Origin of the sequence: Rhodococcus sp. HNM0563 (assembly GCF_012726195.1) — a bacterium.
GTDB lineage: Bacteria > Actinomycetota > Actinomycetes > Mycobacteriales > Mycobacteriaceae > Rhodococcus.
On the sequence record NZ_JAASAF010000001.1, the window covers coordinates 483,974 to 508,887 of the forward strand.

The following is a 24,914-nucleotide window of genomic DNA, read 5'->3' on the forward strand; positions in this document are numbered from 1 at the left end:
AGCCAGATGAAGACCAAGGGTGCACTGCTGTGGGGGCTCAACGAGCCGTGGTCGGTCGAGGAGATCGAGCTCGGTGATCCGGTTGCGGGGGAAGTGCAGATCCGCATGGAAGCCGCAGGCATGTGCCACTCGGATCACCACATCGTCACCGGCGCGACTCCGATGCCGTCCTATCCGGTGATGGGTGGTCATGAGGGGTCCGGTGTCATCACCAAGGTCGGTGACGGCGTCGTCGGGCTCGAGGTGGGAGACCATGTCGTCCTGTCGTTCATCCCGGCGTGCGGACAGTGTCCGTCGTGTGCCATCGGGCAATCGAACCTCTGCGATCTGGGAGCGGGACTCCTCAGCGGCCAGGCGATCTCCGACGGCAGCTACCGCATGCAGGCGCGCGGCGAGAACGTCATCCCGATGTGCCTCCTCGGCACATTCTCGCCGTATATGACGGTCAATCAGACCCAGGTCGTGAAGATCGGCGAGGACATCCCCTTCGAACTTGCCGCACTCGTGGGTTGCGGCGTTCCCACCGGCTGGGGCTCGGCGACGCACATCGCCGACGTGAAGGCGGGAGACTCCGTCGCAGTGATCGGCATCGGCGGTGTGGGTATGAGCGCCCTGCAGGGGGCCGTGGCTTCCGGTGCGCGCCACGTGTTCGCGATCGATCCGGTGCCGTGGAAGCGCGAACAGGCTCTGAAGTTCGGCGCTACTCACGCATACGCATCCATCGAAGAGGCGATCGTGCCGATCATGGAGATCACGTGGGGCCGGATGTGCCAGAAGACGATCATCACCGTCGGTGAGATGACCGGCGATCTCGTTGATCCCTCGCTGACCCTTACGGCGAAAGGCGGCAAGTGTGTCGTCACCGCGATGGGCTACATGGCGGACATGGACGTCAAGTTGAACTCGTTCTTGTTCTCGATGCTGCAGAAGGACCTCAAGGGCAACATTTTCGGTGGCTGCAACGCACGGGTCGACATCCCGAATCTTTTGGATCTGTATCGCTCCGGTCAGCTCAACCTGGCCGACATGGTCACACGTACGTACAGCCTCGAGCAGATCAACGAAGGCTACAAGGACATGCTCGACGGCAAGAACATCCGCGGCGTCATCCGGTACACCGAAGCCGACTGGTGACGAGGCATACGGGTGATCTCGCAGGTTGATCGGGTGCCCCCGTAGTCTGTTCTGGTGCGCAGCCTCTCTCTGATCCCCGACTGGCCCGTCGATCACGCCGCCGGCGCGGTTCTCACCCGCGACGGCGGCGTTGTCGGGTCCGTGGGTGATCCGGCCGAGGTGTACGCCCTCGCGTCGGTGACCAAGCCGCTGGTCGCGTACGCACTTCTCGTGGCCGTCGAAGAGGGCGCGATCGAGCTTGATCAGCCCGCAGGCCCGCCGGGGTCCACGGTGCGGCACCTGCTCTCGCATGCCTCGGGGCTCGCCTTCGGTGACCGGACCGTCCAGGCCGAGCCGGAACGTAAACGCATCTACTCGAGTGCCGGATTCGAGGTCCTCGCGGATCTCGTCGAGAGTGAGACCGAGATCGGGTTCGCCGACTATCTTCACCAGGCCGTGTTCGAGCCACTCGGCATGCGGTCGTCGACGTTGTCGGGGTCGGCGGGGCATGGTGCCAGTTCGTCGGTGGATGACCTGGTTCGATTCGCCGCGGAGCTGTTGAATCCTGTTCTCGTGTCCCCCCGGACCCTCGGCGAGGCGACTCGGGTGCAGTTTCCCGGACTGAACGGAATCGTGCCGGGATACGGGATGTTCAAGCCGAACGACTGGGGTCTCGGTTTCGAACTGCGAGGGGAGAAGACTCCGCATTGGACCGGCACTGCGCATTCGCCGCGCACTTTCGGTCATTTCGGTCAGTCGGGAACGTTTCTCTGGGTTGACCCCGAAATCGACACAGCGTGCGTAATACTCACAAACCGGGCGTTCGGTGAGTGGGCGAAGCCGCTGTGGGCCGAGTTCAACGACGCCGTACTGGGCGAGATCACAAAAACCTCTGCCGTTCGCTAGCGAAACAGGCGCAACACCGGCACACTGTCGATAGCTGCATTGCATCGCCTTCAGGAAGAGGTCGTTGGGGAAGACGTCCTCGTCTGATCGGAGGTGAATGTATGCGCGCATCGAACCAGTTCGCGGATGCGACGACCGGGGTGGTCTATGTCCATTCGTCGCCTGCTGCGGTGTGTCCACACATCGAATGGGCATTGGCGTCCACGTTGGACAGCCGCCCCGATTTGACGTGGACAGGCCAGCCCGCGGGGGAGGGGCTGCTGCGCACTTCAGTGGATTGGACCGGGCCGGTCGGCACTGCAGCCAGGTTGGTCGAAGCGTTGAGGGTATGGCCCATGCTCAGGTTCGAGATCACCGAGAACCCGAGCGAGGGAGTCGACGGTGAGCGGTACAGCCACGTACCGCATCTGGGACTGTGGCGCGGCAATACCAGTGCGAACGGCGATGTCGTGATCGGCGAGATGCGCCTGCGGGCGATCCTGGCCTCCTCGGACGTCGAGGGCGAGATCCACCGTTGCCTGGGCACCGCATGGGACGATGAACTCGAACCCTTCCGAAGCGGCGACGACGGCGCCGAAGTCACGTGGCTTCGCCGCGACGTCGGCTGATCGAGATCCACCAGCGACACGCGTATGAGTCGGGGCCTGTCATCCACAGATGACAGGCCCCGACTCATACGCGGAGCTACAGCGGAATGTTCTTGTGCCTGCCGCGGCGTGCCGGTGCTGCGGCGAGCGCTGCCGCAAGTGTGCTGCGGGTCTTCGACGGCTCGATCATCTCGTCGACCACCCCGATCGACATCGCCCGGCCGACCCCACCTGCCAGCGCCTCGTGCTCGGCTGCGAGACGGTCGTGCAATGCCTCGCGCTCGTCGTCGGGTGCTGCGGCGAGCGCCTTCTTGTGCAGAATTCCTACCGCAGCCTTCGCTCCCATGACGGCGACCTCCGACTCCGGCCATGCGAACACTGCAGTTGCGCCGAGCGCACGCGAGTTCATGGCGATGTAGGCACCGCCGTAGATCTTGCGGGTCACGAGCGTCACGCGCGGCACGGTGGCTTCAGCGAAGGCATGTAGAAGCTTGGCTCCGCGCCGCACGACGCCCTCCCATTCCTGGCTCACGCCGGGCAGGTAGCCGGGAACATCGACCACGACGACGAGGGGCACGCCGAAGGCATTGCACATACGGACGAATCGGGCAGATTTCTCGGCACTCTCGGAATTGAGGCAGCCACCGAGACGCAAGGGGTTGTTCGCGATGACTCCGACGGTACGACCGCCGAGACGCCCGAACCCTGTGACGATGCTGCGTGCCCAATTGCCCTGAAGCTCTTCGAAGCTCGATTCTCCATCGACGTTGTCGAGCAGTTCGTGGACGATCGGCCGCACGTCGTATGCGCGACGCGCGGACTCGGGCATCAAGGCACGGAGATCGGTGTCGCCGCGTTCGGCGGCTGCAACATCGAATCGACCTTGCTCTGCGAGCATCGACACGAGGCGGCGGGCGCGATGAAGCGCGTCCTCCTGGTCGTGGGCCGCGATGTGGGCCACGCCGGATTTCTTGGTGTGGGTGTCGGGGCCGCCGAGGGCCTCCATGTCGACCTGCTCCCCGGTGACGCTCTTCACCACGTCGGGGCCGGTGACGAAGACACGGCCCTCGGGCGCCATGATGACGATGTCGGTGAGGGCCGGACCGTAGGCAGCGCCGCCCGCGGCGAAGCCGAGAACGACCGAAATCTGGGGGACGTGGCCCGAGGCGCGGACCATTGCTTCGAAGACGAGGCCGACCGCGTGGAGGGCCTCGACGCCCTCGGCGAGACGGGCACCGCCGGAATGGAACAGTCCGACGACGGGATGTTCGTTGTCGATCGCAGTGTCGATCGCGTGGACGATGTGCCGGCATCCTTCGACGCCCATCGCACCGCCCATCACGGTCGCGTCCGAACAGTAGGCGACGGTGCGCACACCGTCGATGCGACCGATCGCAGCGAGGACGCCGGAGTTGTCGCGCGGGTGGAGCAGTTCCACCGATCCCGGATCGAACAGCTTCTCGAGGCGGGCCAGCGGATCGCGGGGGTCCACTGCGCTGTCGCGCTGGTTGACTGGATCCAGAATTGTCATCGGGTGCTCCTCGGGCGAAACGCGGTGAGGGGTGGGTGCGGTGGAGGCTCCGAAACGGAACCTCCACCGCATGTGCGGCGTTGTGCCGGTCGGGTCAGGCCCGACCGAACGCGATAGCGACGTTGTGCCCACCGAAACCGAACGAGTTGTTCAGCGCGAAATCGATCTGTCCGTAGCGCGGTTCACCGTGCACTACGTCCAGGTCGATATCTGGATCCTGGTTTTCGAGATTGAGCGTGGGAGGAATGACTCCGTCACGCAGAGCCAGGACCGTGAGTACTGCCTCGAGTGCACCGACAGCGCCGATCGAGTGACCGAGTGCGGACTTCGGTGCGTAGATTGCGGCTTGATTTCCCACCGCAGCGCCGATGGCCTTGGCCTCGGCGATGTCTCCGATCGGGGTGGACGTCGCATGAGCGTTGACGTGCCCGATGTCGGACTTGGACAACCCGGCGGTCTCGATTGCACGGGTCATCGCACGGGCTGCGCCCGTACCTTCCGGATCGGGTGCCACGATGTGGAACCCGTCCGACGTGATTCCGGAGCCGAGGACGCGAGCGTGAATGGTCGCGCCACGTGCCTTGGCGTGCTCCTCCGACTCGAGGACCATCAGTGCGCCGGCTTCGCCGAAGACGAATCCGTCGCGGTCCTTGTCGAAGGGCCGCGAGGCGCCCTGGGGGTCGTCGTTGCGGGTGCTCAGCGCGCGCATCATGGCGAAGCTGGCGGTGGCTACCGCATCGAGTCGTCCCTCGACACCGCCGGTGACGACGATATCGGCGTCGCCCATGGCGATCATCCGGTGGGCGTTCGCGATGGCCTCGGATCCCGAGGAGCATGCCGAGACGGGGGTAAGGACTCCCGCACGCGCACCGAGTTCGAGGCCCACGGTGGCCGACGGGCCATTGGGCATGACCATCTGCACCACGAACGGGGACACCTTGCGGTATCCGCCGTCGCGGAGCTTGTCGACGGCGTCGATGAGTGCGTCGCCGCCACCGAGGCCGGTGCCGATGACGACACCGAGACGGTCCTGGTCGACCTCCGGGCTACCGGCGTTCGACCAGACCGTGCGGGACAGAGTCAGCGCGAGCCGTTCGACGAAACTCATCCGCCGGATCTCGACCCGCGACAGTGAATCGTCGGGGTCGACCTTCAGCGTGCCGCCGATGCGGACGGGAAGGTCGAAGTCGTCGACGAACCCGCTGAGCGTGCCGATCCCGCTCTCGCCGGCGAGGAGGCCCTTCCATGTGGCATCCACATCACCTGCGATCGACGTCGTGGTCGCGAGAGCCGTGACGACGACGTTTCGTAGCGTCCGAGGAGAAGGGGAGGTCACGGCTGTGCTCATTCGCCGTCGTTGGTGGCCTGAACGCCCTCGGCCTCGAGCTTCTGGATGTACGAGACAGCGTCACCGACGGTGCGCAGGCTTGCGAGGTCCTCGTCGGGGATCTTCACGCCGTACTTGTCCTCGGTCTGGACGGCGATCTCGACCATGGAGAGCGAATCGATGTCGAGATCGTCGACGAAGGACTTCTCGATGGTCACCTCGGAGGGCTCAATACCGGTGACCTCTTCGATGATCTCCGCGAGACCGGTGATGATTTCTTCCTGGGTGGCGGCCACTTCGTGGCTCCCTTCTTGGGTTTGTCGACTGTGTCGTGTGAAACCGGGGGGACGGCGTCCGCCCGGTGCCCGGGTTGTACCGGGAGTCTTCGAGTGCTGGTACTGCGGTGTTGCGCGCGCTGCCTTGTTGCGTGCACAGCGCGCGCAGCAACCTAACCGAGAACCAGCGTTTCGGCCAACGTGTCGATGTCGGCGGGGGTCTTCAGTGCGGTGTTGGGAGTGCCACGCATCTCGCGTTTGGCGATGCCCACCAACGTCCCGGCCGGCGGCAATTCCACCACCGCGGAGACCTGAGCGGACTTCAAGTACGCGGTGCACAGATCCCAGCGGACCGGGCGGGTGACCTGCGCGGCAATTCGCTCGAGGGCATCGGATCCCGAGGTGGCGAGAGCTCCGTCGAAGTTCGACAACAGCGGACGTACCGGATCGCTCGGTGTGATCTTCGCTGCTGCCGCGGTGACTGCATCCTGCGCGGGAGCCATGAAACGGGTGTGGAAGGCACCGGCCACGGGGAGTGACCGAATACGCGCCTTCGCGGGCGGGTTCGCTGCGAGTTCCTCGAGCGCGTCGAGGCGTCCTGCAGCGACGATCTGTCCTGCCGCATTCATGTTGGCGGGTGTCAGGTCGAGTTCTTCGAGTCGGGCGAGCACTTCGTCCTCGGCGCCGCCGAGGACTGCAGACATCCCCGTCGGCTCGAGCGCGCATGCCTTGGCCATTTCCGCGCCGCGGATCGCGGCGAGGGAGACGGCTTCGTCGGCGGTGATGACGCCTGCGACGGCAGCTGCTGCGAGCTCACCGACCGAGTGGCCGGCAGAGATGGTGTCTGCGGCGATCGCGCCGCGTGCCTCCAAGGCCTCGAACGCGAGCAGTGCTGTCGCGACGACCAGTGGCTGGGTGACGGCGGTGTCTGTGATCTCCTCGGCGGTAGCGGTGGTGCCGAGACGCTCGAGGTCGAGCCCCGATGCCTTGGACCAGAGCTCGATTCGATCGCGAGCACCGGCCTGCTCCAACCACGGAGCAAGCATTCCTGGTGTCTGAGACCCCTGACCGGGGGAAAGCAGCGAAATCACGATGATCAGAGAACACCCTGAAGGCGCTCTTCCGAGATGTCGGTGGGAATGAAAGGTGGAAGCAGGATTTGTAGGGTTCCTACAAATTCCCACGTCGGCGTTCTCCATCGGTAGCTTGCCCGTAACCGTTACGTGTCCTGTTCGCGAATTGTGAATCGAGTGACTGGTGGTGTGGGGGATCGGAGTTCGTTATGGCTTTGTGCCAGACGACCAACGGTTGCCGCGATTCGGAGCACGTATGCATCACGCGGATTTGTCGGGTCCCGACCCGTTACTTCGGTGATTCGCCTCAACCTGTACCGGACGGTATTTGGATGAACAAACAGCTTTCGGGAGCAGGACTCGACAGCACCGCCGCTGTCGAGGTATGCGTCCAAGGTGTCGGAGAGGGCCGAACCGGCGGCCGCGAGCGGTGCGACGACTTCGTCTTCGAGCGCCGTGATTGCTCCCGGGTCGCCCAGGAGCGCGCGTTCGGGTAGCAACTCGGTTGCGTGCACCGGACGCGGAGCACCAGGCCAGCCGACGACCGCCTCCATCCCCGCCATCGCCTCGACCGCCGACGCGTGCGCCGACGCGAGCGACGGTGTTGTCGGGCCGATGACGACGGGATCGCCGGAGAAGCTGTACATGAGCTCGTCCCGGAATGCGACGGCCTCGGGGCTGCCGTGTAGCTCCCCGCTGACCACCATCACCAGATGTTCGCCCTGGACTACTGCCAATGCCGCGCGGCCGTGTGCGCGCGCGATCGTGTGCACCGTGGTTACAGCGGACACCCCCTCTTCGGGCGGGGGTGAACCGATGAGCACGGTCGCGGGCGCGGTTGCGTCCCAGTTGAGCGTGGCGGCACGGGACTGCATGTCGGATCCCGTGTCGCCACGAACGACTGCGTCCACCACGAGCGCCTCGAGGCGGGTGTCCCAGGCTCCCCGCGACTCGGCAGCGCTCGCGTACACCGACGCGGCCGCGAATCCGAGTTCACGGCCGTATCGGAGGATCGCCTCGGTCAACGCGATCAGCTGTTCTTCGTTCCGGGCCAAGGCGGGCAGCCACTGCTCGAAGAACTCCATCGCCGCGCGAACCATGTCGACGGTCTGACGGAAGGTGAGCCTGCGCGCCAGATCCTGCGGAATTGCCTGGAATGCGTCGAGACTGAACGAGATGTCGCTCTCGGGGTCGCGCACCCATTCGAGGAAATCCACGACCGATGTCTGGATGATCAGCTGAACGTTCGAACGTTGCGAAGCATCGAGGTCCGCGAAGAACGGCAACTGTTCCTGCATGACGTGCACGGCCTCGGTGGACATCCGCCCCGAAAACTGCTTGACGCGCCGCAACAGAGCATCGGGCAGCGGAGCGCGCTCGGGGCGCTCCGGCGGCATCGGGCGTCCCGCGGGGACACCCGATGCGCGCATCGTTCGGCGCGGTTCCGGCTCGTCGACCATGCGAAGAACCTACCCGGACGGGGCCCGGGCAGGTTCACCGATGCGCGAGACTAGCGCAACCGCGTGAGCGTCAGGCGACGCCCGGATCCGACGTCGGGGTGGGAGCGGCTGCGACATCGTCGATCCCGTACTTTGCCGCTGCCTCGACCGCCCGAGCCGGATCGATTGCACCCTCGCGGCCGAGCGCTGCGAGTACCGCGACGACCGTCGACTCCGCGTCGATGTTGAACACTCGGCGCGCTGCCGGGCGGGTATCGGAGAAGCCGAACCCGTCGGCCCCGAGCACGGTGTAGTCGCCCGGTACCCACTGACGGATCTGGTCCGGGACTGCACGCATCCAGTCGGACACCGCCACGAACGGGCCTGCCGCGTCGTTGAGGACCCGCTGCACGTACGGGACGGCAGGATCCTTACCGGGTTCGAGCAGGGCCTGACGGTCGCACTCGATACCTTCGCGGCGAAGCTCGCCCCACGACGTCACCGACCACACGTCGGCCGAGACGCCCCACTCCTCGGCGAGCATCTGCTGGGCGCGCAGCGCCTCGGGCATGATCACGCCGGAGGTCAGGATCTGCGCCTTCGGACCCGACGCTGCACCACGCTGGTACAGGTAGATGCCTTTGAGCAGGCCCTCGACGTCGAGGTTCTCGGGCTCTGCCGGCTGTGTGTACGGCTCGTTGTAGATGGTGATGTAGTAGAAGATGTTCTCGCCGCCGAAGCCCGGCTCGAGCGTTCCGTCCGCGGCCTTCGTGCCGCCGTACATGCGACGCAGACCATCGCGCACGATGTGGGCGATCTCGTAGGAGAACGCCGGGTCGTACGTGACAGCCGCCGGATTGGTGGAGGCGAGCAGCAGAGAGTGCCCGTCTGCGTGCTGGAGGCCTTCACCGGTCAAGGTGGTGCGTCCTGCGGTGGCACCGAGCACGAAACCGCGTGCCATCTGGTCGGCTGCTGCCCACAGGCCGTCGCCGGTGCGCTGGAAGCCGAACATCGAATAGAAGATGTACACGGGGATCATCGGCTCGCCGTGCGTTGCGTACGAAGTACCGACCGCGGTGAACGACGCCGTCGAACCGGCCTCGTTGATGCCCTCATGAAGGATCTGACCGACCTCGCTCTCCTTGTAGGCGAGCATCAGTTCCGCGTCGACCGAGGTGTACAGCTGGCCGTTGCGGTTGTAGATCTTCAGCGAGGGGAACCACGAGTCCATGCCGAACGTGCGGGCCTCGTCCGGGATGATCGGCACGATGCGCTTGCCGATCTCCTTGTCGCGGAGCAGCTCCTTGAGCACGCGCACGACCGCCATGGTGGTGGCGACCTCTTGCTTGCCCGAGCCCTTCCGGACCACGTCGTACGTCTTCTCCTCGGGCAGCTTCAGCGGCGCTGCCTTCGTGCGGCGCTCGGGAAGGAAGCCGCCGAGATTCCGGCGACGCTCGAGCATGTACTGGATCTCGGGTGCGTCGAAACCGGGGTGGTAGTACGGCGGCGCCTTCGGATCCTTCTCGAGCTCCGCGTCGGAGATCGGAATCCGCTGGACGTCGCGGAAGTACTTGAGGTCTTCGAGAGTGAGCTTCTTCATCTGGTGGGTCGCATTACGACCCTCGAAGTGCTTACCGAGCGTGTACCCCTTGATCGTGTGGGCAAGGATGACCGTCGGCTGGCCCTTGTGCTCCATCGCGGCCTTGTACGCAGCGTGGATCTTGCGGTAATCGTGCCCGCCGCGCTTGAGGTTCCAGATCTGCTGGTCGGTGAGATGCTTGACCAGTTCCTTGGTGCGAGGGTCGCGTCCGAAGAAGTGCTCGCGGACGAACGCGCCGTCGTTGGCCTTGTAGGTCTGGTAGTCGCCGTCCGGGGTGACGTTCATCAGATTGACGAGCGCGCCGTCCTTGTCGGCGTGCAGCAACGCGTCCCACTCGCGACCCCACACCACCTTGATGACATTCCAGCCGGCGCCGCGGAAGAACGATTCCAGTTCCTGGATGATCTTGCCGTTGCCGCGGACCGGACCGTCGAGACGCTGCAGGTTGCAGTTGATGACGAAGGTCAGGTTGTCGAGGCCCTCGGTGGCGGCGACATGTGCGAGGCCGCGCGATTCGGGTTCGTCCATCTCGCCGTCGCCGAGGAACGCCCACACGTGTTGCTGCGAGGTGTCCTTGATGCCGCGATCTTCCAGGTAATGGTTGAAACGTGCCTGGTAGATGGCGTTCATCGGGCCGAGGCCCATCGACACCGTCGGGAACTCCCAGAAGTCGGGGAGAAGTCGCGGGTGCGGATACGACGGCAGTGCGCCGCCCTTGGCCAGGTGGCTGTGTTCCTGACGGAATCCGTCCATCTGCTCCGCGGGTATGCGACCCTCGAGGAAGGCGCGAGCGTAGATGCCGGGTGAGGCGTGGCCCTGGATGAAGATCTGGTCGCCACCACCGGGGTGATCCTTACCGCGGAAGAAGTGGTTGAACCCGACCTCGTACAGGGCAGCGGACGAGGCGTAGGTGGAGATATGGCCACCGACCCCGATCCCGGGCCGCTGCGCGCGGGTCACCATGATCGCGGCGTTCCAGCGGATGTAGGCGCGGAATCGGCGCTCGACCTCTTCGTCACCGGGGAACCACGGTTCGCTCTCGGTGGGAATGGTGTTGACATAGTCGGTCGAGGTCAACGCCGGAATCGACACGTGGCGCTCACCGGCGCGCTCGAGCATGCGCAACATCAGGTAGCGGGCTCGGGAGGGCCCGGCCGCTTCGAGCATGCCGTCGAACGACTCGAGCCACTCGGCGGTTTCCGCCGGATCGATATCCGGCAGGTAGGAAGCCACGCCCTCGCGGATGACCCGAACCCGGTTGCCCGTGGTGGGGGCTGGGGTGTCGGTCGAGGGGCCCGTACCCGAAACGTCTGGTGTGGCGTTCGCACGGGAATCGGGTCCGTGGATCAGGTCTGTCAACGTCAGCTCCTCATCGTGGTGGGGCGCGCAGGTGTAGCGCCCACTCCGTAGGCCGGCCCTTGTGGGGGCCGACTCATCGACATCTGAACATGATGCACCCCTCATCTTCCCCCATCGTGCCGGGTCGGGCACGATGCGGCCCGGCAGATCGGGCCAGGATTGCGGCTGGATGTATGCATTCGGAAGAGTGCGCGTAGCGTCGTTCTCGAAGATTCTCTCGAAAATCGCAGCGTTTCGGGTTGCGTTCAGGCGCCCGACCATGTTCGCTTTGATCAATCGCACGTCACATCGGTCTGCGGAAACCTCCGCGACCACAACCTTGAGGAGGAACCACCGTGGTCGCCGCGGCGGATGCCAAGAACTACGTTTCGAAGCTCGGTATCAAGCACGACCACGTGGTGCAAGAACTTGGCTGGGACGAGGATACCGACGACGAGTTGCGTGCAGCGATCGAAGAGGTCACCGGCACGGAGCTGCTCGACGAGGACTCCGACGAGGTCGTCGACACCGTGCTGTTGTGGTGGCGGGAAAGCGACGGTGATCTCGTGGACGCTCTCATGGACGTCGTGAGCCCTCTCGCCGAGGACGGTGTCGTGTGGGTTCTGACCCCGAAGACGGGTCGTCCCGATCATGTCGAGCCCAGTGAGATCGCCGAGTCGGCGACTACCGCAGGCCTGACTCAGACCTCGGCGACCAATCTCGGCGATTGGATCGGTAGTCGGCTGGTGCAGCCGAAGACCGGCCGTCCGCGCCGCTGAGCCGCCACTACCTCCGAATGAAGGACACCATCCCCATGGCGATCGCCGTGGGCGCCGAGGCGCCCGATTTCACACTCAAGGACCAGAACAACCAGGAAGTGACGCTGTCGAGCTTCCGGGGCGTCAAGAACGTACTGCTGGTGTTCTACCCGCTCGCGTTCACCGGCGTGTGCCAGGGCGAACTGTGCGCGGTGCGCGACGACCTGCCGACGTTCGAGAACGACGACACCGCGATCCTCGCTGTGTCGGTGGGTGCGTCTCCGACCCACAAGATCTGGTCGGCGGAGCAGGGTTACACCTTCCCGCTGCTGTCGGATTTCTGGCCGCACGGTGAGGTGGCCCAGGCGTACGGCGTGTTCAACGACAAGCTCGGCTTCGCGAACCGTGGAACGTTCGTGATCGACAAGGCCGGAATCGTGCAATTCGCGGAGGAGAACGGCCCCGGAGAGCCCCGTGACCAGCAGGCTTGGGTCCGGGCGCTCGCCGCGCTAAAGTCCTGATGTGAAATCGGCAGCCTCCGGTTGCCGATTTTCGGGCGTGTAGCTCAGTGGTAGAGCTCTGGTTTTACACACCAGCGGTCGGGGGTTCGAAACCCTCCGCGCCCACCAGTCAGTGCGGGGGAGGGGCGCTTCCGGGAAACCGTGAGGCACCCTTTTTCGGTGATCTACCTGCTCAGTGCCTTGAACTGGCGGACCGCCAACGGCCCGAAGATCAACATGATCACCACAGGCCAGATGAAGGCCGCAGGCAGAGCGTGGCCGTCGATCCAGTAAGCCGGGTCCAGGTAGTCGATCCCCGGGGTCTGGAACAGTTCACGGATTGCCGTCGCCGTCGACGACACGGGATTCCACGCCGCGATCGCGCCCAGCCAGCCGGGCATCATTTCCGGAGGCGTGAAGACCGACGAGATGAATCCCAAGGGAAACGCCACTGCGAAGAGCATTCCAGCGGTTTCGGTATTGGTGATGCATAGCCCCAGGTAGATGCCCACGAGTATCAATGCCAGTCTCAACCAGAGCAGCAGCACGAAGGCCAGCAGCGTTGCCCCGAGACTGCCGCCCGATCGCCAGCCGATCAGCAAAGCCACCCCGGCGATGATCACCAGGTCCAGGGCCGCTCGGATGACATCGGACACTGCACGCCCGGTCACCGGCGCGGAAGGGGACATCGGCATCGACCGGAATCGATCCATGAAGCCCTTCTCCTTGTTGTGGGTCACCGCATACGCGGTGTCCATGAACCCCAGAGCCATCGTCATGGCAAACATTCCGGGCATGGCGAAATCCACATAGCCTTCACCGGCGCCCTCGCCGGTGACGTCCATCGCCGACCCGAAAACGTAGACGAACATCAGCACCATCACCACCGGGAAGCCGATTTGCCAGGCAAACGTGCTGGGCTGACGGATCAGGTGCGTGAATTCTTGGAGCACAATGGTCCAGCAGTCGCGTGCGGCCCAGATCAGCCGTGAACCGATGGTCTCCGCAGCTGAGGTTTCGGCGAGCGAGTGTGTCGTTGTGGTCATCGCGTCTCCTCGAGAGTGTTCTTCGCGGCGGAGGTCAGGTACAGGAATGCCTCGTCGAGAGTCGGGCGGCGCAGTCCGATGTCGGCGATGTCGATGTCTTCGGCTCGGATGGCGGCAGCCACTGATGTCAGCGCTGCCACGCCGTCCGGCACGGGGATGCTCAGGCGCGCCTCGGCCTCTTCCACGTCCGGCTCGGCGTCGAGGACGCGGACGACGACCGTGGCGGCTCTGGCCAGTTCGATGGGGTCGTGGGCGACCAGTTCCAGCCTTTCGTCCCCGATCTGCCGTTTCAGCCCGGCGGGGGTGTCCTCGATGAAGTTTCGACCCCGGTCGATCACACTGATCCGGTCGCACAGCTTGTCGGCCTCATCCAGATAGTGGGTGGTCAGCAGCACGGTCGTGCCCGCGTCCGCCAGGTTCCGCACTGCCTCCCACACCTCCCGGCGTCCCGCGGGGTCGAGGCCGGTGGTCGGTTCGTCGAGGAACAGGACCTGGGGGGCCAGGATCATCGAGGCTGCGAGGTCGAGTCGGCGGCGCATGCCACCGGAGAACTTCTTGGGGGATCGGCCGGCGGCGTCGCTGAGGCCGAAGACCTCCAGCAGTTCGTCGGCGCGGCGCTGAGCGTCCGTCTTTCCGAGCCGGAAGAGTCTGCCGAACATGGTGAGGTTCTGGCGCGCCGTCATCAGGTCGTCCACGGCGGTCTGCTGGCCTGTCAACCCGATTCTGCGGCGGACTTCACGGGGCTGGTTCGCGACGTCGAATCCCGCCACGCTGGCGGTACCGCCGTCGGGGTCGGTCAGCGTGGCCAGGATTCGCACCGCTGTGGTCTTTCCCGCGCCATTGGGTCCGAGTAGACCGTGGACGGTTCCGCGGGGTACGAGGAGGTCGACTCCGTCGAGCGCGACCTTGTCTTTGTACCGCTTGATCAGGCCGGTGGCCTCGACGGCCGGTCCTGAACTCATCTCTGCATCTCCCCTCGTTGTTGCGTACGGAGTACGCCATACGATGCACGCAGCACGGTAGCGTACGGTGTGCGCAGTAAGCAAGGGTTCAACGCGAGGAGTGTTCGTGACCGATCGGAATCCGCTGGCCAGGAGCCTTCAACTGCTGTGGCAAGGCCTTCCTGAGCGGGCGAAGGGTCCGAAGTCCAGGCTCACGCTGGGGCAGATCGTCACCGCAGGTATCGAACTCGCGGACGCCGACGGGATCGACGCGTTGTCGATGCGGAACCTGGCGCAGAAGCTCGGCGTGGGCACCATGTCGCTGTACCGCTACGTGCCCGCGAAGGCGGAACTGCTGGACCTGATGCTCGATGCAGTGGTCGGTCCTTCGCAAGCCAGGAGGGCTGCCGCTGAGCGGGGGTGGCGGGAGTTCTTGGTCACAACCGCCCGCGAGGCACGGAAGCTCTACCTCACTCACCCGTGGGCGCTGCAAGCGAACTGGAGCCGGCCGGTATTGGGACCCAACAGTGTCGCGGACCTGAATCTCTTCTTCGCCGGAGTGAAGAACTTGTCCTTGAGTGACCAGGAGAGGATGAACCTTGCGACAGCGATCGACTCCTACGTCACCGGCGCCGTGCGGCAGGAACTCCTGTGGCTCAACGCCTCGTCGGAGTCGGGAATGTCGGACGACGAGTTCTGGACCTACCAGCTGCCCACTTTGAATCGAGTGATGAGTTCTGGGCGATTCCCCGAAATGGCAGACCTGTCCGACGACACGTTCGATTCCACCTGGGAGGAGAACTTCGAATTCGGGCTCGAGTTGATCCTGAACGGACTCGAGACGCGGCTGAGGCGACCGTAACAGCGGAGGATGCCCGGCGCACCGGACCGTCCGAAACTAGCCGGCGGTCGTCGTGGCGGCGTTGTATGCCTCGGCCAGCAGGGCGCAGAATGCGTCGTCCAGGTCGTCCGCCGACGCGAGACTCAAGCGATGAGTGGTGACCCTGCCCGTCGTGGGGTACGCCTCACGCAACGTCGGGTGGTGGACGCGCCGGGAGAGATCCAGGGCCACCTCGAGACGGGTTGCGTACAGGAATGCGGCAGCGAACCCCCTCGGCTTCGACGAGGACGCCCGAGCCCACGAGATCTCAGAGGTGTGCACCGTCTCCTCGACGTCGTCGCCGAGTGCGAGGACGAGGGCGCGGAACTTGCGGAACGCATCGACGGCCACAGGGTCCTTGTCGGCCAGGTAGTCGTCGACGGTCGAGTACATCGGGAACTCCTCGTTCGGTGAAACACCGGGCAGAGACATGTCGTAGTGCGTGGTCACCTGCGTCCGCCATAGCGGTCGGCCAGCTTGTCGCTGGTGGTACGAGCTGTCGAGGTGGAACGTACCGAACCGGAACGCACGATCGTGGCCTTGTTCGAGGTGGGCTTCGGCTCCGACGAGATGACCTCATCGGAGTTGCGCGCCTTGGCCTTGCGGCGTTCCCGAATCTCTGCCCAGACGAAGTATGCGAGCCCGAGGGGCGCCATGATGCCGAATGCGAGCCACTGCAATCCGTAGGACAGGTATGGGCCGGCATCGAGCTGAGGCAGTGCCTTCGCCTCGAGGACACCGGGCTGCTCCGGATCGAGCTGAAGGTAGCCGTCCGCGAGATCGAGTCCGGAAGCCTCGGCGATCTGGCCGGAGTCGATGAAGTAGACCTGCAAGTAACCGGCGTCGGTGAACGGGTCCTTACCTTCGACCGTGCCCTCCGACATGCGGATTCTGGCTTCGAGAGTGACCGGCCCGGTCGGAGCAGCGAGAATCTCGGGCACTGCAGTGCCCTCGACCGGACGCACATAGCCCCGGTCGACGAGGATGGTGTTCCCGTCGTCGAGTACGAACGGGGTGAGCACCTCGTAGGCGGGCTTCGACTCGGTGCTCCGCAGCCGCACCAGGACATCCGAATCCGGAAGATAGCTGCCGTCGGCGATCACTCGTCGCCATTCGGTGTCGGTCGTTGCTCCGCCGTTGCCGAACAGGTCGTCCACGGGGAGCGGGTCCTGCGACACCGACTCCGCGATGCGGTCGTTGCGCGCCTCGGTGCTCGTGTTCTTGCCGAGCTGCCACGGCGCCAGCACAGTGAAGCATGCATAGGCGAAACCAACCACTACCAGAGCGAGGACCAGCCAGCTCGGGCGGAGGAGAAACGACAGTCGGCGCACACGTCCACGGTAGACCGTGATGCGTATCTCACTGCTGTCGCACCCGTTCGAGCAGGCCCGGTACACACACTTCGATCTCATCCCGTACCTGCTCGAATGCGTCCGATCCGTCCGTACTACGGGTCGGGCAGCCGAGTGCCGTCGGAGCCGACGCTCGCTTCCGCTGGATCATCGCCCGCCGGTCAGGAGGCGCTGGAGTTCGTCCACGGTGGCGACGGTCTTCGCTGCTACGGCACCTTCGGACCCGGTGCCGTAGCCCCACTCGACGAAGAGGGTGGGAATACCGAACCGGCCGGCTCCGTGGATGTCGTGTTCGCGGTCGCCGACCATCACGACATCGGACGTACCGCCGTGCGCGGCGTCGACGGCTTCGATGCCGAGCGCGGCGAGGCTGTGCGCGACAACGTCGGCCTTCGCGCGCCGGACACCGTCTTCGCTCGCTCCTCCGATGAACTCGAAATGATCCGCGATCCCGAAATGCTCGAGAATCCGCACAGCGGCGGACTCGTTCTTCGATGTCGCCACGGCGAGGCGAGTTCCGGTATCGCGGACGGCGGCGAGCATCGTGCCGACGCCGTCGAACAGGGCGTTTTCGGACCAACCTGTGTCCGTGTAGTACTCGCGGTATGCCGTCAACCCACGCTCGACCTCGTCGTCGCCGAGGCCGAAGGAGCGCAACGTGTCGCGCATCGGAGGGCCGAGGAGCCACTCGAGGTTGCCGTCGGGCACCCCGAAACCGACGACCGCGGCTGCATGGAGGAAGCCGTTGATCACGCCCGTCGCGGAATCGGTCAGGGTGCCGTCGAGATCGAACAGGACGACCGGGGCAGGCAGCGTCAGCGGGTGCGGATCGACGAGAAGAGTCACCCCGACATTGTCCCCGGTCGCCGGAGAACCTCAGCGTAGGGTCGTCGGCGGAGATCGGAACTGTGAGTAGCGCGACCGAGTGCAGGAGGATTCGTGACGGCCACGCTTCGTGAGGTGATCAAGGTGCTCGACACGGCGTATCCGCCGTCGTTGGCGGAGTCGTGGGACTCCGTGGGTCTGGTCGCGGGTGATCCCGACGACCCGGTCAGCAAGGTGTTACTCGCCGTCGACGCTACCGCCGCCGTCGTCGACCAAGCTCTCGAATGGGGTGCCGACCTGCTGCTTGTGCACCATCCGCTGTTGCTCCGCGGTGTCGACACCGTCGGGGTGCACACATCCAAGGGAGCGCTCATCCACCGGTTGATACGGGGCGGCTGCGCACTGTTCACCGCGCACACCAACGCTGACCGCGCAGACCCGGGCGTATCCGACGCGTTGGCGAACGCGCTCGGACTGACCGATTTGAGGCCGATCGAGCCCAAGCCGGAACCGGCCAGCGACAAGTGGGTGGTGATGGTGCCCGCCGAGGCATCCGCCACCGTGCGTGACGCGTTGTTCGAGGCCGGTGCCGGCGCCCTGGGCAACTACCGGCAATGCTGCTGGACGACGTCGGGGACCGGCCAATTCCGTCCTGTCGACGGTGCCGATCCGGCGATCGGAGCGGTCGGTGAACTCGAGCAGGTCACCGAGGACCGCATCGAGGTGATCGCCCCTCGTCGAGCCCGCACCGCGGTGCTGGCGGCGCTTCGCAGCGCCCACCCCTATGAGGAGCCCGCGTTCGACGTGTTCGAGCTCGCCGAACTGCCGAGCAACCGTGGTCTTGGCCGGGTGGGGGAGTTGCCTCGGACTCAGACACTGCGCGAGTTCACCGAGACGGTCGCCGCGGCGCTCCCACCCACCGAGTGGGGTGTACGCGGCGCGGGCGATCCCGAGCGTCCGATCCGGACGGTGGCAGTGTGCGGCGGGTCCGGCGACTCGTTCCTCGGTCGGGTTTCTGCACTCGGCGTCGATGCATATGTGACGGCCGACCTGAGACATCACCCCGCGGACGAGCACTTGCGAACCGGTGGTCCCGCTCTCGTCGACGTCGCGCACTGGGCCAGCGAACAGCCGTGGTGTGCGCAAGCGAGCGCGATCCTCGACGAAGCATTCGGTGATCGCGACGGGTGGCACTCCCGAGTCACCGACCTGCGCACCGACCCCTGGACGACAGCAGCCCGCGCGGTACGGTAATCAGCTACGAGACCGTCGTCGCGGTCCGGCCGCGACCAGTGCCGTCGTACGGCCAACTCCCGAGTCGAGAACCCGAAAGCAGGAACCACCCGAGTGAACGTCGAACCCGCAGTGCAGGCAAGGCTCCTTTCCATCGCCTCAGTGGACAACGAGCTCAACCGTCTCGCGCACCGTCGCCGCACCCTGCCGGAACAGCAGGAAGTGGATCGGCTCCAGGCCGAGCGGGCGTCCCGGAAGGACGCGGCCGTTGCCGTCGAGATCGTGATCGACGACCTCGACCGCGACATCCGCAAGGTCGAAGGCGAGATCGAGGCCGTACGCCAGCGCGCGCAGCGCGACCGCAACCTGCTCGAAGGCGGCACCATCGGCTCGAAGCAGCTGACCGAGCTGCAGCACGAGCTCGGTAGCCTCGAACGCCGCCAGGCCGCACTCGAGGACGACCAGCTCGAGATCATGGAACGGCGCGAGGCGTCGAAGGCCGATCATGATCACGCCGGCGCGCAGGTGTCGCAGATCGACGAGCAGCTCGGCGACGCGACGCGCGCTCGGGACGAGGCTCTCGCCGACATCGAGGTTGCCGAAGACCGGTGCCGAAATGATCGCGACACGCTGGTCGGCTCGTTGCCCGCGGAGTTGGTTGCCGTCTACGAGAAGCAGCGTGAGCGGTCGGGAATCGGCGCGGCACTGCTGCAGGCCCGCCGGTGCGGCGCGTGCCGAATCGAACTGGACCGCGGCGAGATCGCCCGCATCACTGCCGCACCGGCCGACGCGGTCGTCCACTGCCCGGAATGCAACGCGATCATGGTGCGTACCAAGGAATCGGGTCTGTGAGTCGGGTCGTTGTCGAGGCCGACGGCGGTTCGCGCGGAAATCCTGGACCGGCAGGCTACGGTGCCGTCGTCTTCGACTCCGAGCACCGGACCGTGCTGGCCGAACGCAAGGCGAGCATCGGACGCGCCACCAACAACGTCGCGGAGTACCGAGGATTGATCGCGGGGCTGACCGCAGCGGCCGAGCTCGGTGCCGACGAAGTCGATGTGCGGATGGATTCGAAGCTGGTCGTCGAACAGATGTCGGGTCGCTGGAAGGTCAAGCATCCCGACATGATCCCGCTTGCGGCGCAGGTGCAGGCCTTGGCGTCGAAGTTCTCGCATGTGAACTACACCTGGATACCCCGCGCGGAGAACGGTTACGCCGACCGGCTCGCGAACGAAGCCATGGACGCCGCCGCGATCCCGGACACGGGTACGGACAAGGTCGAGGTGCCGAAGGCGCCCGGATGGACCGGTGCGACCGGCGCTCCGACCCGGATGCTGCTTCTACGCCACGGCCAGACCCCGCTGTCGGTGGAACGCCGCTACTCGGGGCGCGGGAATCCTGAGCTCACTGAACTGGGTCGCGGCCAGGCGTCGGCGGCCGCGCGCATGCTCGCGGGCCGTGGTGACATCTCCGCAGTGGTGTCGTCGCCGCTCGGACGGGCACGCGAGACAGCTGCTGCTGCCGCCGCCGCGTTGAATCTCCCGGTGACCGTGCACGACGGCCTGATCGAGACGGACTTCGGCGAGTGGGAGGGGCTCACCTTCGCGGAAGCAGCCGAGCGCGACGTCGATGTGCATGAGAAGTGGCTCTCCGACACCTCGGTACGGCCGCCGGGGGGTGAGAGCTTCGATGACGTGCGCATACGCATCGCGGGCGTCCGGGCAGACCTGACGGCAGAGCATCCGGGCTCGACCGTGCTCGTGGTCTCGCACGTGACACCGATCAAGACGCTGCTGCAGTTCGCACTGGATTCCGGTCCGTCGCTGTTGTACCGCCTACATCTGGATCTGGCGTCGTTGAGCATCGCGGAGTTCTATCCGGACGGTGGATCGTCGGTGCGCTTGGTCAACGACACGTCGTACCTGTGACGTCGCGCCGGGCCTGAAAGCCGGGGTTCTCCAGGGCCGGCCCACCCGAGAGCCGAAAAGTGGCCGCGCAGGCATGTCGGGGGTGTGCCTGCGCGGCCACTCATGAGGTCTATCGGGAACCCGCTCGACTTGTTACACACTTTTCCGAGAATCTTTGTCGTCGGTCCTCGGGCCGGGGTGTGACGACGTCGTTGTGGCAGGAAGCGGACGAATTCTGCAAAAATGTGTTCATCACGCGAGCCCCGGGAGGAACAGCGATGAGCGGATACCGGATCGACGCATATGGGCCGCATCCTGCTGCTGCGGTGTCGTTCGCTGCCGCGCCTGCCCCGGAATTCTTCGTGGATCGGCGGCCCTGGTGGAGGCGCCACCCGATTCTCACCACCTTGGGGGTGCTGTGGCTCGTCGGGTTCGCGCAGGAGGAACCCGCGGTGGCTACGGTGCTGCTCGTTCTCGTACTGGCCGTGATCGGCGCGGGAGTCCGTCGTCGTTCCCGAGATGAGCGTCGCAGGGAGGAAGCGGCCATTGTCGCTCGCGCTGATGCGCAGCATCAGGCGTACCTCAGCGGTGATCCTCGGGGCATCTACGGATTCCCCGCCGAACCTGCGCCCGTGCCGGAGCCGATTCCGTATTACCGTCCCGCTGCCCAACAGCCCTGGGTTGCGCCCTACCCTCAGCAGCAGCCGTACGCGCCGCGTATGCAACCGTGGTCCGCTCATGCCCATCACGGGCAGTACCGTCGATACCACCACTGGAGCAACAACTCACGCTGACTCGACGTCACAACAGTTTGCGCACGGTCCGAAGGTTGCGGTTGGTGGTCACCGTCTTGAATCGTGACGCGCCGACCTTCTTTCCGAAGGCGCTACCGATCGTCTCACCCTTCACGACTTCCCAATAGACGACGCCGTCACCGACAGCGATCTGTTCGACCGCAGGATCCAAGGTGGCGCCGATCCCCGCCAGTTCGTCGAGCACCGAATCGTCGGCTACGAACACGGCATACGCGTGCCGGCCATCGATGTTCTCGTCGAACGGGTACGCATCGACAACAGCAGCCAGGTACGACTGAGGATGGACGAACACGTACGCGTCGTACGCGAAGGTGTCGGAGAGCGCACGTTCGATCCGCGCTTTCAGGTCGGGAGCGGTGCCGTCCGCGTCGAACAGGACATTTCCCGAAGCGAGGACTGTCCGGACATTGTCGAAACCGAGGTCGGTGAACAACGCGCCCAGGTCGGCCATCTTGATCCTGACCCCACCGACATTGATCCCGCGCAGCAGCGCCACAAATCGAGTCATGCTTTCCGACCGTAGTTCGCGTCGGCGGTGTTCGGCGGGCTATTCTGTTCGCGCGGATGAGTCGGCCGGGCGACCGCGGAGCAGGGAACCGGCACCGAACGGTGCCAGGCCCTGAATCGAGGAAAGTCCGGACTCCACAGAGCAGGGCGGTTGCTAACGGCAACCCGAGGTGACTCGCGGGACAGTGCCACAGAGAACAGACTGCCTGCCCTCCGGGGTAGGTGAGGGTGAAACGGTGCGGTAAGAGCGCACCAGCACCCCGGGCGACCGGGGTGGCTAGGTAAACCCCGCCCGGAGCAAGGTCGAAGGCCGCACCGAACCCCTCGGGGAACCGGTGCGGCTGCGCAGGTGTTCGAGGGCTGCTCGCCCGAGCCTGCGGGTGGACCGCTCGAGGCACCCGGCAACGGTGTGTCCAGATGGATGGTCGTCACCCTGTTTCGACGGGGGACAGGATCCGGCTTACAGGCCGACTCGTCCGCACAGCCCCACGTATGGTGATCTGTCGCTCACAAGGGGCCGACGACCAGCAGATGTGCCCAGTACGAGGCAGCTTCCGGCCCGATGTACGGAAGAAGGGTGTCGAAGAGAATGTACGACATGTGCTGCGGCTCCTCATGGATGACGGTCTGTGATGTCGGGCCGACCGTACCAGCCACGCCGGACCGCGTGTAGCGGCAAAAAGTCGACCCTGTTCGGGCACACTTGAACCATGAGCGATGAGGGCTGGTACTACGACGTGAGCACAGGCAAGGTCAGCCAGGGCAAGGATCCGGGTGCCCTCAACCGCATGGGTCCGTACCCGGACAAGGACACCGCCGAGCGCGCTCTGCAGATTGCCGCCGAGCGAACCAAAGCGGCCGACAAGGCCGACGACGAATGGAACAACTGATTCAGCGGCACGCACGACTGCTACGGCGCGCAGGAGAAGTACAACAGTGGTGAGAGCACCCTTCGTCGTTGCACCCGCGATCGACTTCGCTTCAGTACGTTCCGAATTCGGACTCGACGACGGATATCCGGTGGATGCGCTCGCGGAGGCCCGCGCCGGCACGGACCGGTACGGGGGCGATCGTGAGGACCGCACCGATCTGCCTCTGGTGACCATCGACCCACCGGGGTCGATGGACTTGGATCAAGCGCTCCACCTGGAACGCACGACCGAGGGCTTCGTCCTGCACTATGCGATCGCCGACGTGTACGCCGTCGTCGAACTCGGCGGTGCGCTCGAAGCGGAAACCCATCGCCGAGGCCAGACGTTCTACCTACCGGACAGGTCCGTTCCGCTGCATCCGCGGGAACTATCGGAGGGCACGGCCAGCCTCCTCCCCGACACCGTTCGTCCCGCCGTGCTGTGGCGGATCGAGACGGACGAACGCGCTGAGCCCGTGGCAGTCACGGTGCGCCGTGCATCGGTCCGATCCGTCGCGCGACTCGACTACGCAGGCGTGCAACGCGACTTCGATGCCGGGACACTGCATCCGTCCATCGCAGCGCTGCCCGAGTTCGGGCGTTTGCGCGCGGCGGCGGCACTCGACAGGGGAGCTATCGAACTGCGCCTGCCCGAACAGGACGTGGCTCCCCACGGCGACGGGTGGACGCTGACGGTGCAGCCTCGGACAGAGGCCGACGACTGGAACTCTCAGGTGTCGCTGCTGACCGGAATGTGCGCGGCCGAACTCATGCTCGACGCGAAGGTCGGCCTGCTCCGTACGCTGCCGCCTGCGGACGCGGAGGTTGTCGAGGCGCTTCGGAGAAAAGCATCCGCGTTGGGGGTGCCGTGGCCCGATGATGTGCCGGTCGGCGCATTCCTCGCAAGCCTCGACGCGAACGAACCCTCGACGCTCGTACTCATGAGCGAGGCTCCGACCCTGTTGCGCGGTGCGTCGTATACGGCGTTCGACGGTGCGCTGCCCGAGTCGAGTCTGCACGGTGCGATCGGTGCGCCGTATGCGCATGTGACCGCTCCGCTGCGTCGTCTCTCCGACAGGTACACGACCGAGGTGTGTCTGGCGGTGTCGGCAGGCACACCGGTGCCGTCGCACGTCCGCGATACCCTTCCTGCGCTGCCGAAGATCATGTCGGCGTCGGACTCCCTGTCGGGGAAGATCGGGCGCGCCTGCATCGACCTGACCGAGGCCGTCGTGCTCTCACCCCGGGTGGGCGAGCAGTTCGAGGCGACCGTGCTCGAAGGCGCCACCGACCGGCGCGACGCCGAGGTATTCGTGGCTTCCGAAACCGTCATTGCGCCGTGTGAAGGGCGGCCACGCGAAGGGGAACGCATCACGGTCCGTCTCATCCGGGCAGACACTGCCGCTCGCGAAGTGAAGTTCGCCTACGATTCCGGCCGAACATGAGTACCGAGACCCGGAGTGCGGGTAGGGGCAGGCGAGCGACGAGAATGATCGCTGCCGTGGTCGCCTCGGTCGTGCTGTTGTTCGTGGCAGTTGTGTGGTGGTGGGCACCGAGCAGGTATCTGCCCTGGGATACCGCGTCGTTCCCCGCAACCGACACCGCCTCGTTGTCGACGGAACAGGTGGCGGTCGTGGATCTGCTCGAAGTCGAGCACCGGACACAGCGGCCCGGCACCTTCTTCTCGGAAGGTGTCGAAGAGGAGTGGTGTGCAGACTTCGTCAGCTGGATCATGCGGGAAGCCGGTATGCCGCTGTCGAATCCGCACTCGGGACACTGGCGGATCCCCGGTGTGTACACGCTGCAGGAGTACTACGAACAGCAGGATCGCTTCGAGCCAGTGGAGTCGGGCTATCGGCCCGAGGTGGGCGACGTCGTCCTGTATGAGAACACCGCCGGCTTCGGGCAGCACACCAACATCGTCGTCGCGGTCGATGGTGACGAGGCGATCACCGTGGGCGGAAACGAGTTCGGCCGAATCCGTGTCCACACCCTCGAGTGGTCGGACGACTCGGCAGTGGTCGGATTCGGCCGGCTCCCGAAATGACGGG

25 protein-coding genes, 1 tRNA gene and 1 other RNA gene are annotated in these 24,914 nt (G+C 65.4%); 15 read left to right on the forward strand and 12 right to left on the reverse strand.

Translation table 11 applies throughout. The features are described 5' to 3' along the window. The first annotated feature begins 6 nt into the window (after nucleotides 1-6). The 3 genes from HCA61_RS02350 to HCA61_RS02360 all read left to right on the forward strand — a co-directional run bounded on the left by HCA61_RS02350 (nucleotide 7) and on the right by HCA61_RS02360 (nucleotide 2,627). Nucleotides 7-1,134, forward strand: a complete 1,128-nt coding sequence (locus tag HCA61_RS02350) for an NDMA-dependent alcohol dehydrogenase (RefSeq protein ID WP_169686257.1) — start codon at nucleotides 7-9, stop codon at nucleotides 1,132-1,134. A gap of 54 nt (nucleotides 1,135-1,188) precedes the next feature. Beyond that, nucleotides 1,189-2,019, forward strand: coding sequence for a serine hydrolase domain-containing protein (locus HCA61_RS02355; protein WP_169686259.1), 831 nt, complete (start codon nucleotides 1,189-1,191; stop codon nucleotides 2,017-2,019). Nucleotides 2,020-2,120: 101 nt separating this feature from the next. Continuing rightward, nucleotides 2,121-2,627 carry a DUF3145 domain-containing protein gene (locus tag HCA61_RS02360; RefSeq protein WP_169686261.1) on the forward strand — a complete coding sequence of 169 codons (507 nt, stop codon included), beginning with the start codon at nucleotides 2,121-2,123 and terminating at the stop codon, nucleotides 2,625-2,627. Between the two features lie 76 nt (nucleotides 2,628-2,703). On the opposite strand, the gene HCA61_RS02365 is transcribed toward HCA61_RS02360, so the two are convergent. The 6 genes from HCA61_RS02365 to aceE form a co-directional block, all read right to left on the reverse strand. Then, on the reverse strand, nucleotides 2,704-4,137 hold the full coding sequence (locus tag HCA61_RS02365; protein WP_169686263.1) for a carboxyl transferase domain-containing protein: 1,434 nt from the start codon (nucleotides 4,135-4,137) through the stop codon (nucleotides 2,704-2,706). A gap of 94 nt (nucleotides 4,138-4,231) precedes the next feature. Further along, nucleotides 4,232-5,485 (reverse strand): KasA/KasB family beta-ketoacyl-ACP synthase, encoded by a 1,254-nt coding sequence (locus tag HCA61_RS02370; protein ID WP_169686265.1) that lies wholly within the window; start codon nucleotides 5,483-5,485, stop codon nucleotides 4,232-4,234. Continuing rightward, complete coding sequence (gene acpM, locus HCA61_RS02375) at nucleotides 5,482-5,760, reverse strand: meromycolate extension acyl carrier protein AcpM (RefSeq protein WP_169686267.1); 279 nt, start codon at nucleotides 5,758-5,760, stop codon at nucleotides 5,482-5,484. The genes HCA61_RS02370 and acpM overlap by 4 nt, the downstream gene beginning before the upstream one ends. A gap of 152 nt (nucleotides 5,761-5,912) precedes the next feature. After that, a complete protein-coding gene (locus tag HCA61_RS02380) occupies nucleotides 5,913-6,830 on the reverse strand; it encodes an ACP S-malonyltransferase (protein WP_169686269.1) in 918 nt (305 codons plus the stop codon). 128 nt (nucleotides 6,831-6,958) lie between these two features. Continuing rightward, nucleotides 6,959-8,209, reverse strand: a complete 1,251-nt coding sequence (locus HCA61_RS02385; protein WP_169686848.1) for a helix-turn-helix domain-containing protein — start codon at nucleotides 8,207-8,209, stop codon at nucleotides 6,959-6,961. 133 nt (nucleotides 8,210-8,342) lie between these two features. After that, nucleotides 8,343-11,210 carry a pyruvate dehydrogenase (acetyl-transferring), homodimeric type gene (gene aceE / locus HCA61_RS02390; protein WP_169686271.1) on the reverse strand — a complete coding sequence of 956 codons (2,868 nt, stop codon included), beginning with the start codon at nucleotides 11,208-11,210 and terminating at the stop codon, nucleotides 8,343-8,345. A gap of 335 nt (nucleotides 11,211-11,545) precedes the next feature. Here aceE and HCA61_RS02395 point away from each other — a divergent pair, with 335 nt between their 5' ends. The 3 genes from HCA61_RS02395 to HCA61_RS02405 all read left to right on the forward strand — a co-directional run bounded on the left by HCA61_RS02395 (nucleotide 11,546) and on the right by HCA61_RS02405 (nucleotide 12,576). After that, nucleotides 11,546-11,968 carry a DUF3052 domain-containing protein gene (locus HCA61_RS02395; RefSeq protein ID WP_169686273.1) on the forward strand — a complete coding sequence of 141 codons (423 nt, stop codon included), beginning with the start codon at nucleotides 11,546-11,548 and terminating at the stop codon, nucleotides 11,966-11,968. 35 nt (nucleotides 11,969-12,003) lie between these two features. Next, the gene (locus HCA61_RS02400) at nucleotides 12,004-12,468 is read left to right on the forward strand and encodes a peroxiredoxin (protein WP_169686849.1); all 465 of its coding nucleotides are present in this window, start codon (nucleotides 12,004-12,006) and stop codon (nucleotides 12,466-12,468) included. 33 nt (nucleotides 12,469-12,501) lie between these two features. Then, a tRNA-Val gene (locus HCA61_RS02405) sits at nucleotides 12,502-12,576 on the forward strand. A 56-nt stretch (nucleotides 12,577-12,632) separates the two neighbouring features. Here HCA61_RS02405 and HCA61_RS02410 read toward each other — a convergent pair. Together HCA61_RS02410 and HCA61_RS02415 are read right to left on the reverse strand one after the other, a co-directional pair. After that, complete coding sequence (locus tag HCA61_RS02410; protein WP_169686274.1) at nucleotides 12,633-13,493, reverse strand: ABC transporter permease; 861 nt, start codon at nucleotides 13,491-13,493, stop codon at nucleotides 12,633-12,635. Beyond that, a complete protein-coding gene (locus tag HCA61_RS02415; protein ID WP_169686277.1) occupies nucleotides 13,490-14,455 on the reverse strand; it encodes an ATP-binding cassette domain-containing protein in 966 nt (321 codons plus the stop codon). The genes HCA61_RS02410 and HCA61_RS02415 overlap by 4 nt, the downstream gene beginning before the upstream one ends. Nucleotides 14,456-14,561: 106 nt before the next feature. Between HCA61_RS02415 and HCA61_RS02420 the strand changes: the two genes are divergently transcribed. Continuing rightward, complete coding sequence (locus HCA61_RS02420; RefSeq protein ID WP_206039492.1) at nucleotides 14,562-15,296, forward strand: TetR/AcrR family transcriptional regulator; 735 nt, start codon at nucleotides 14,562-14,564, stop codon at nucleotides 15,294-15,296. A 36-nt stretch (nucleotides 15,297-15,332) separates the two neighbouring features. Here the strand turns inward: HCA61_RS02420 and HCA61_RS02425 are convergent, their stop codons facing one another. The 3 genes from HCA61_RS02425 to HCA61_RS02435 all read right to left on the reverse strand — a co-directional run bounded on the left by HCA61_RS02425 (nucleotide 15,333) and on the right by HCA61_RS02435 (nucleotide 17,512). Then, complete coding sequence (locus HCA61_RS02425) at nucleotides 15,333-15,707, reverse strand: DUF5655 domain-containing protein (protein ID WP_169686850.1); 375 nt, start codon at nucleotides 15,705-15,707, stop codon at nucleotides 15,333-15,335. A gap of 53 nt (nucleotides 15,708-15,760) precedes the next feature. Next, nucleotides 15,761-16,645: an SURF1 family protein gene (locus HCA61_RS02430; RefSeq protein WP_169686281.1), complete on the reverse strand. Its 885-nt coding sequence runs from the start codon at nucleotides 16,643-16,645 to the stop codon at nucleotides 15,761-15,763. A 168-nt stretch (nucleotides 16,646-16,813) separates the two neighbouring features. Continuing rightward, nucleotides 16,814-17,512 carry an HAD hydrolase-like protein gene (locus HCA61_RS02435; protein ID WP_169686283.1) on the reverse strand — a complete coding sequence of 233 codons (699 nt, stop codon included), beginning with the start codon at nucleotides 17,510-17,512 and terminating at the stop codon, nucleotides 16,814-16,816. A gap of 93 nt (nucleotides 17,513-17,605) precedes the next feature. Here HCA61_RS02435 and HCA61_RS02440 point away from each other — a divergent pair, with 93 nt between their 5' ends. From HCA61_RS02440 to HCA61_RS02455, 4 genes are all read left to right on the forward strand, one after another. Further along, nucleotides 17,606-18,745, forward strand: a complete 1,140-nt coding sequence (locus HCA61_RS02440; protein ID WP_169686286.1) for a Nif3-like dinuclear metal center hexameric protein — start codon at nucleotides 17,606-17,608, stop codon at nucleotides 18,743-18,745. A 93-nt stretch (nucleotides 18,746-18,838) separates the two neighbouring features. After that, a complete protein-coding gene (locus tag HCA61_RS02445) occupies nucleotides 18,839-19,576 on the forward strand; it encodes a C4-type zinc ribbon domain-containing protein (RefSeq protein ID WP_169686288.1) in 738 nt (245 codons plus the stop codon). Continuing rightward, on the forward strand, nucleotides 19,534-20,652 hold the full coding sequence (locus HCA61_RS02450; protein WP_206039494.1) for a bifunctional RNase H/acid phosphatase: 1,119 nt from the start codon (nucleotides 19,534-19,536) through the stop codon (nucleotides 20,650-20,652). Before HCA61_RS02445 ends, HCA61_RS02450 begins: the two co-directional genes overlap by 43 nt. Before the next feature lie 257 nt (nucleotides 20,653-20,909). Further along, complete coding sequence (locus HCA61_RS02455) at nucleotides 20,910-21,425, forward strand: hypothetical protein (protein ID WP_169686292.1); 516 nt, start codon at nucleotides 20,910-20,912, stop codon at nucleotides 21,423-21,425. Nucleotides 21,426-21,432: 7 nt separating this feature from the next. On the opposite strand, the gene HCA61_RS02460 is transcribed toward HCA61_RS02455, so the two are convergent. Next, nucleotides 21,433-21,954, reverse strand: a complete 522-nt coding sequence (locus tag HCA61_RS02460) for a DUF1697 domain-containing protein (RefSeq protein ID WP_169686294.1) — start codon at nucleotides 21,952-21,954, stop codon at nucleotides 21,433-21,435. A 57-nt stretch (nucleotides 21,955-22,011) separates the two neighbouring features. On the opposite strand from HCA61_RS02460, the gene rnpB reads away from it, so the two are divergent. The 4 genes from rnpB to HCA61_RS02480 all read left to right on the forward strand — a co-directional run bounded on the left by rnpB (nucleotide 22,012) and on the right by HCA61_RS02480 (nucleotide 24,910). Beyond that, nucleotides 22,012-22,432: RNase P RNA component class A (gene rnpB / locus HCA61_RS02465), an RNA gene on the forward strand. Between the two features lie 231 nt (nucleotides 22,433-22,663). Then, a complete protein-coding gene (locus HCA61_RS02470) occupies nucleotides 22,664-22,843 on the forward strand; it encodes a hypothetical protein (protein WP_054807486.1) in 180 nt (59 codons plus the stop codon). A 46-nt stretch (nucleotides 22,844-22,889) separates the two neighbouring features. Continuing rightward, nucleotides 22,890-24,308 carry an RNB domain-containing ribonuclease gene (locus HCA61_RS02475; RefSeq protein ID WP_169686296.1) on the forward strand — a complete coding sequence of 473 codons (1,419 nt, stop codon included), beginning with the start codon at nucleotides 22,890-22,892 and terminating at the stop codon, nucleotides 24,306-24,308. After that, nucleotides 24,305-24,910: a CHAP domain-containing protein gene (locus HCA61_RS02480; protein ID WP_169686298.1), complete on the forward strand. Its 606-nt coding sequence runs from the start codon at nucleotides 24,305-24,307 to the stop codon at nucleotides 24,908-24,910. Before HCA61_RS02475 ends, HCA61_RS02480 begins: the two co-directional genes overlap by 4 nt. Nucleotides 24,911-24,914 lie beyond the last annotated feature (4 nt).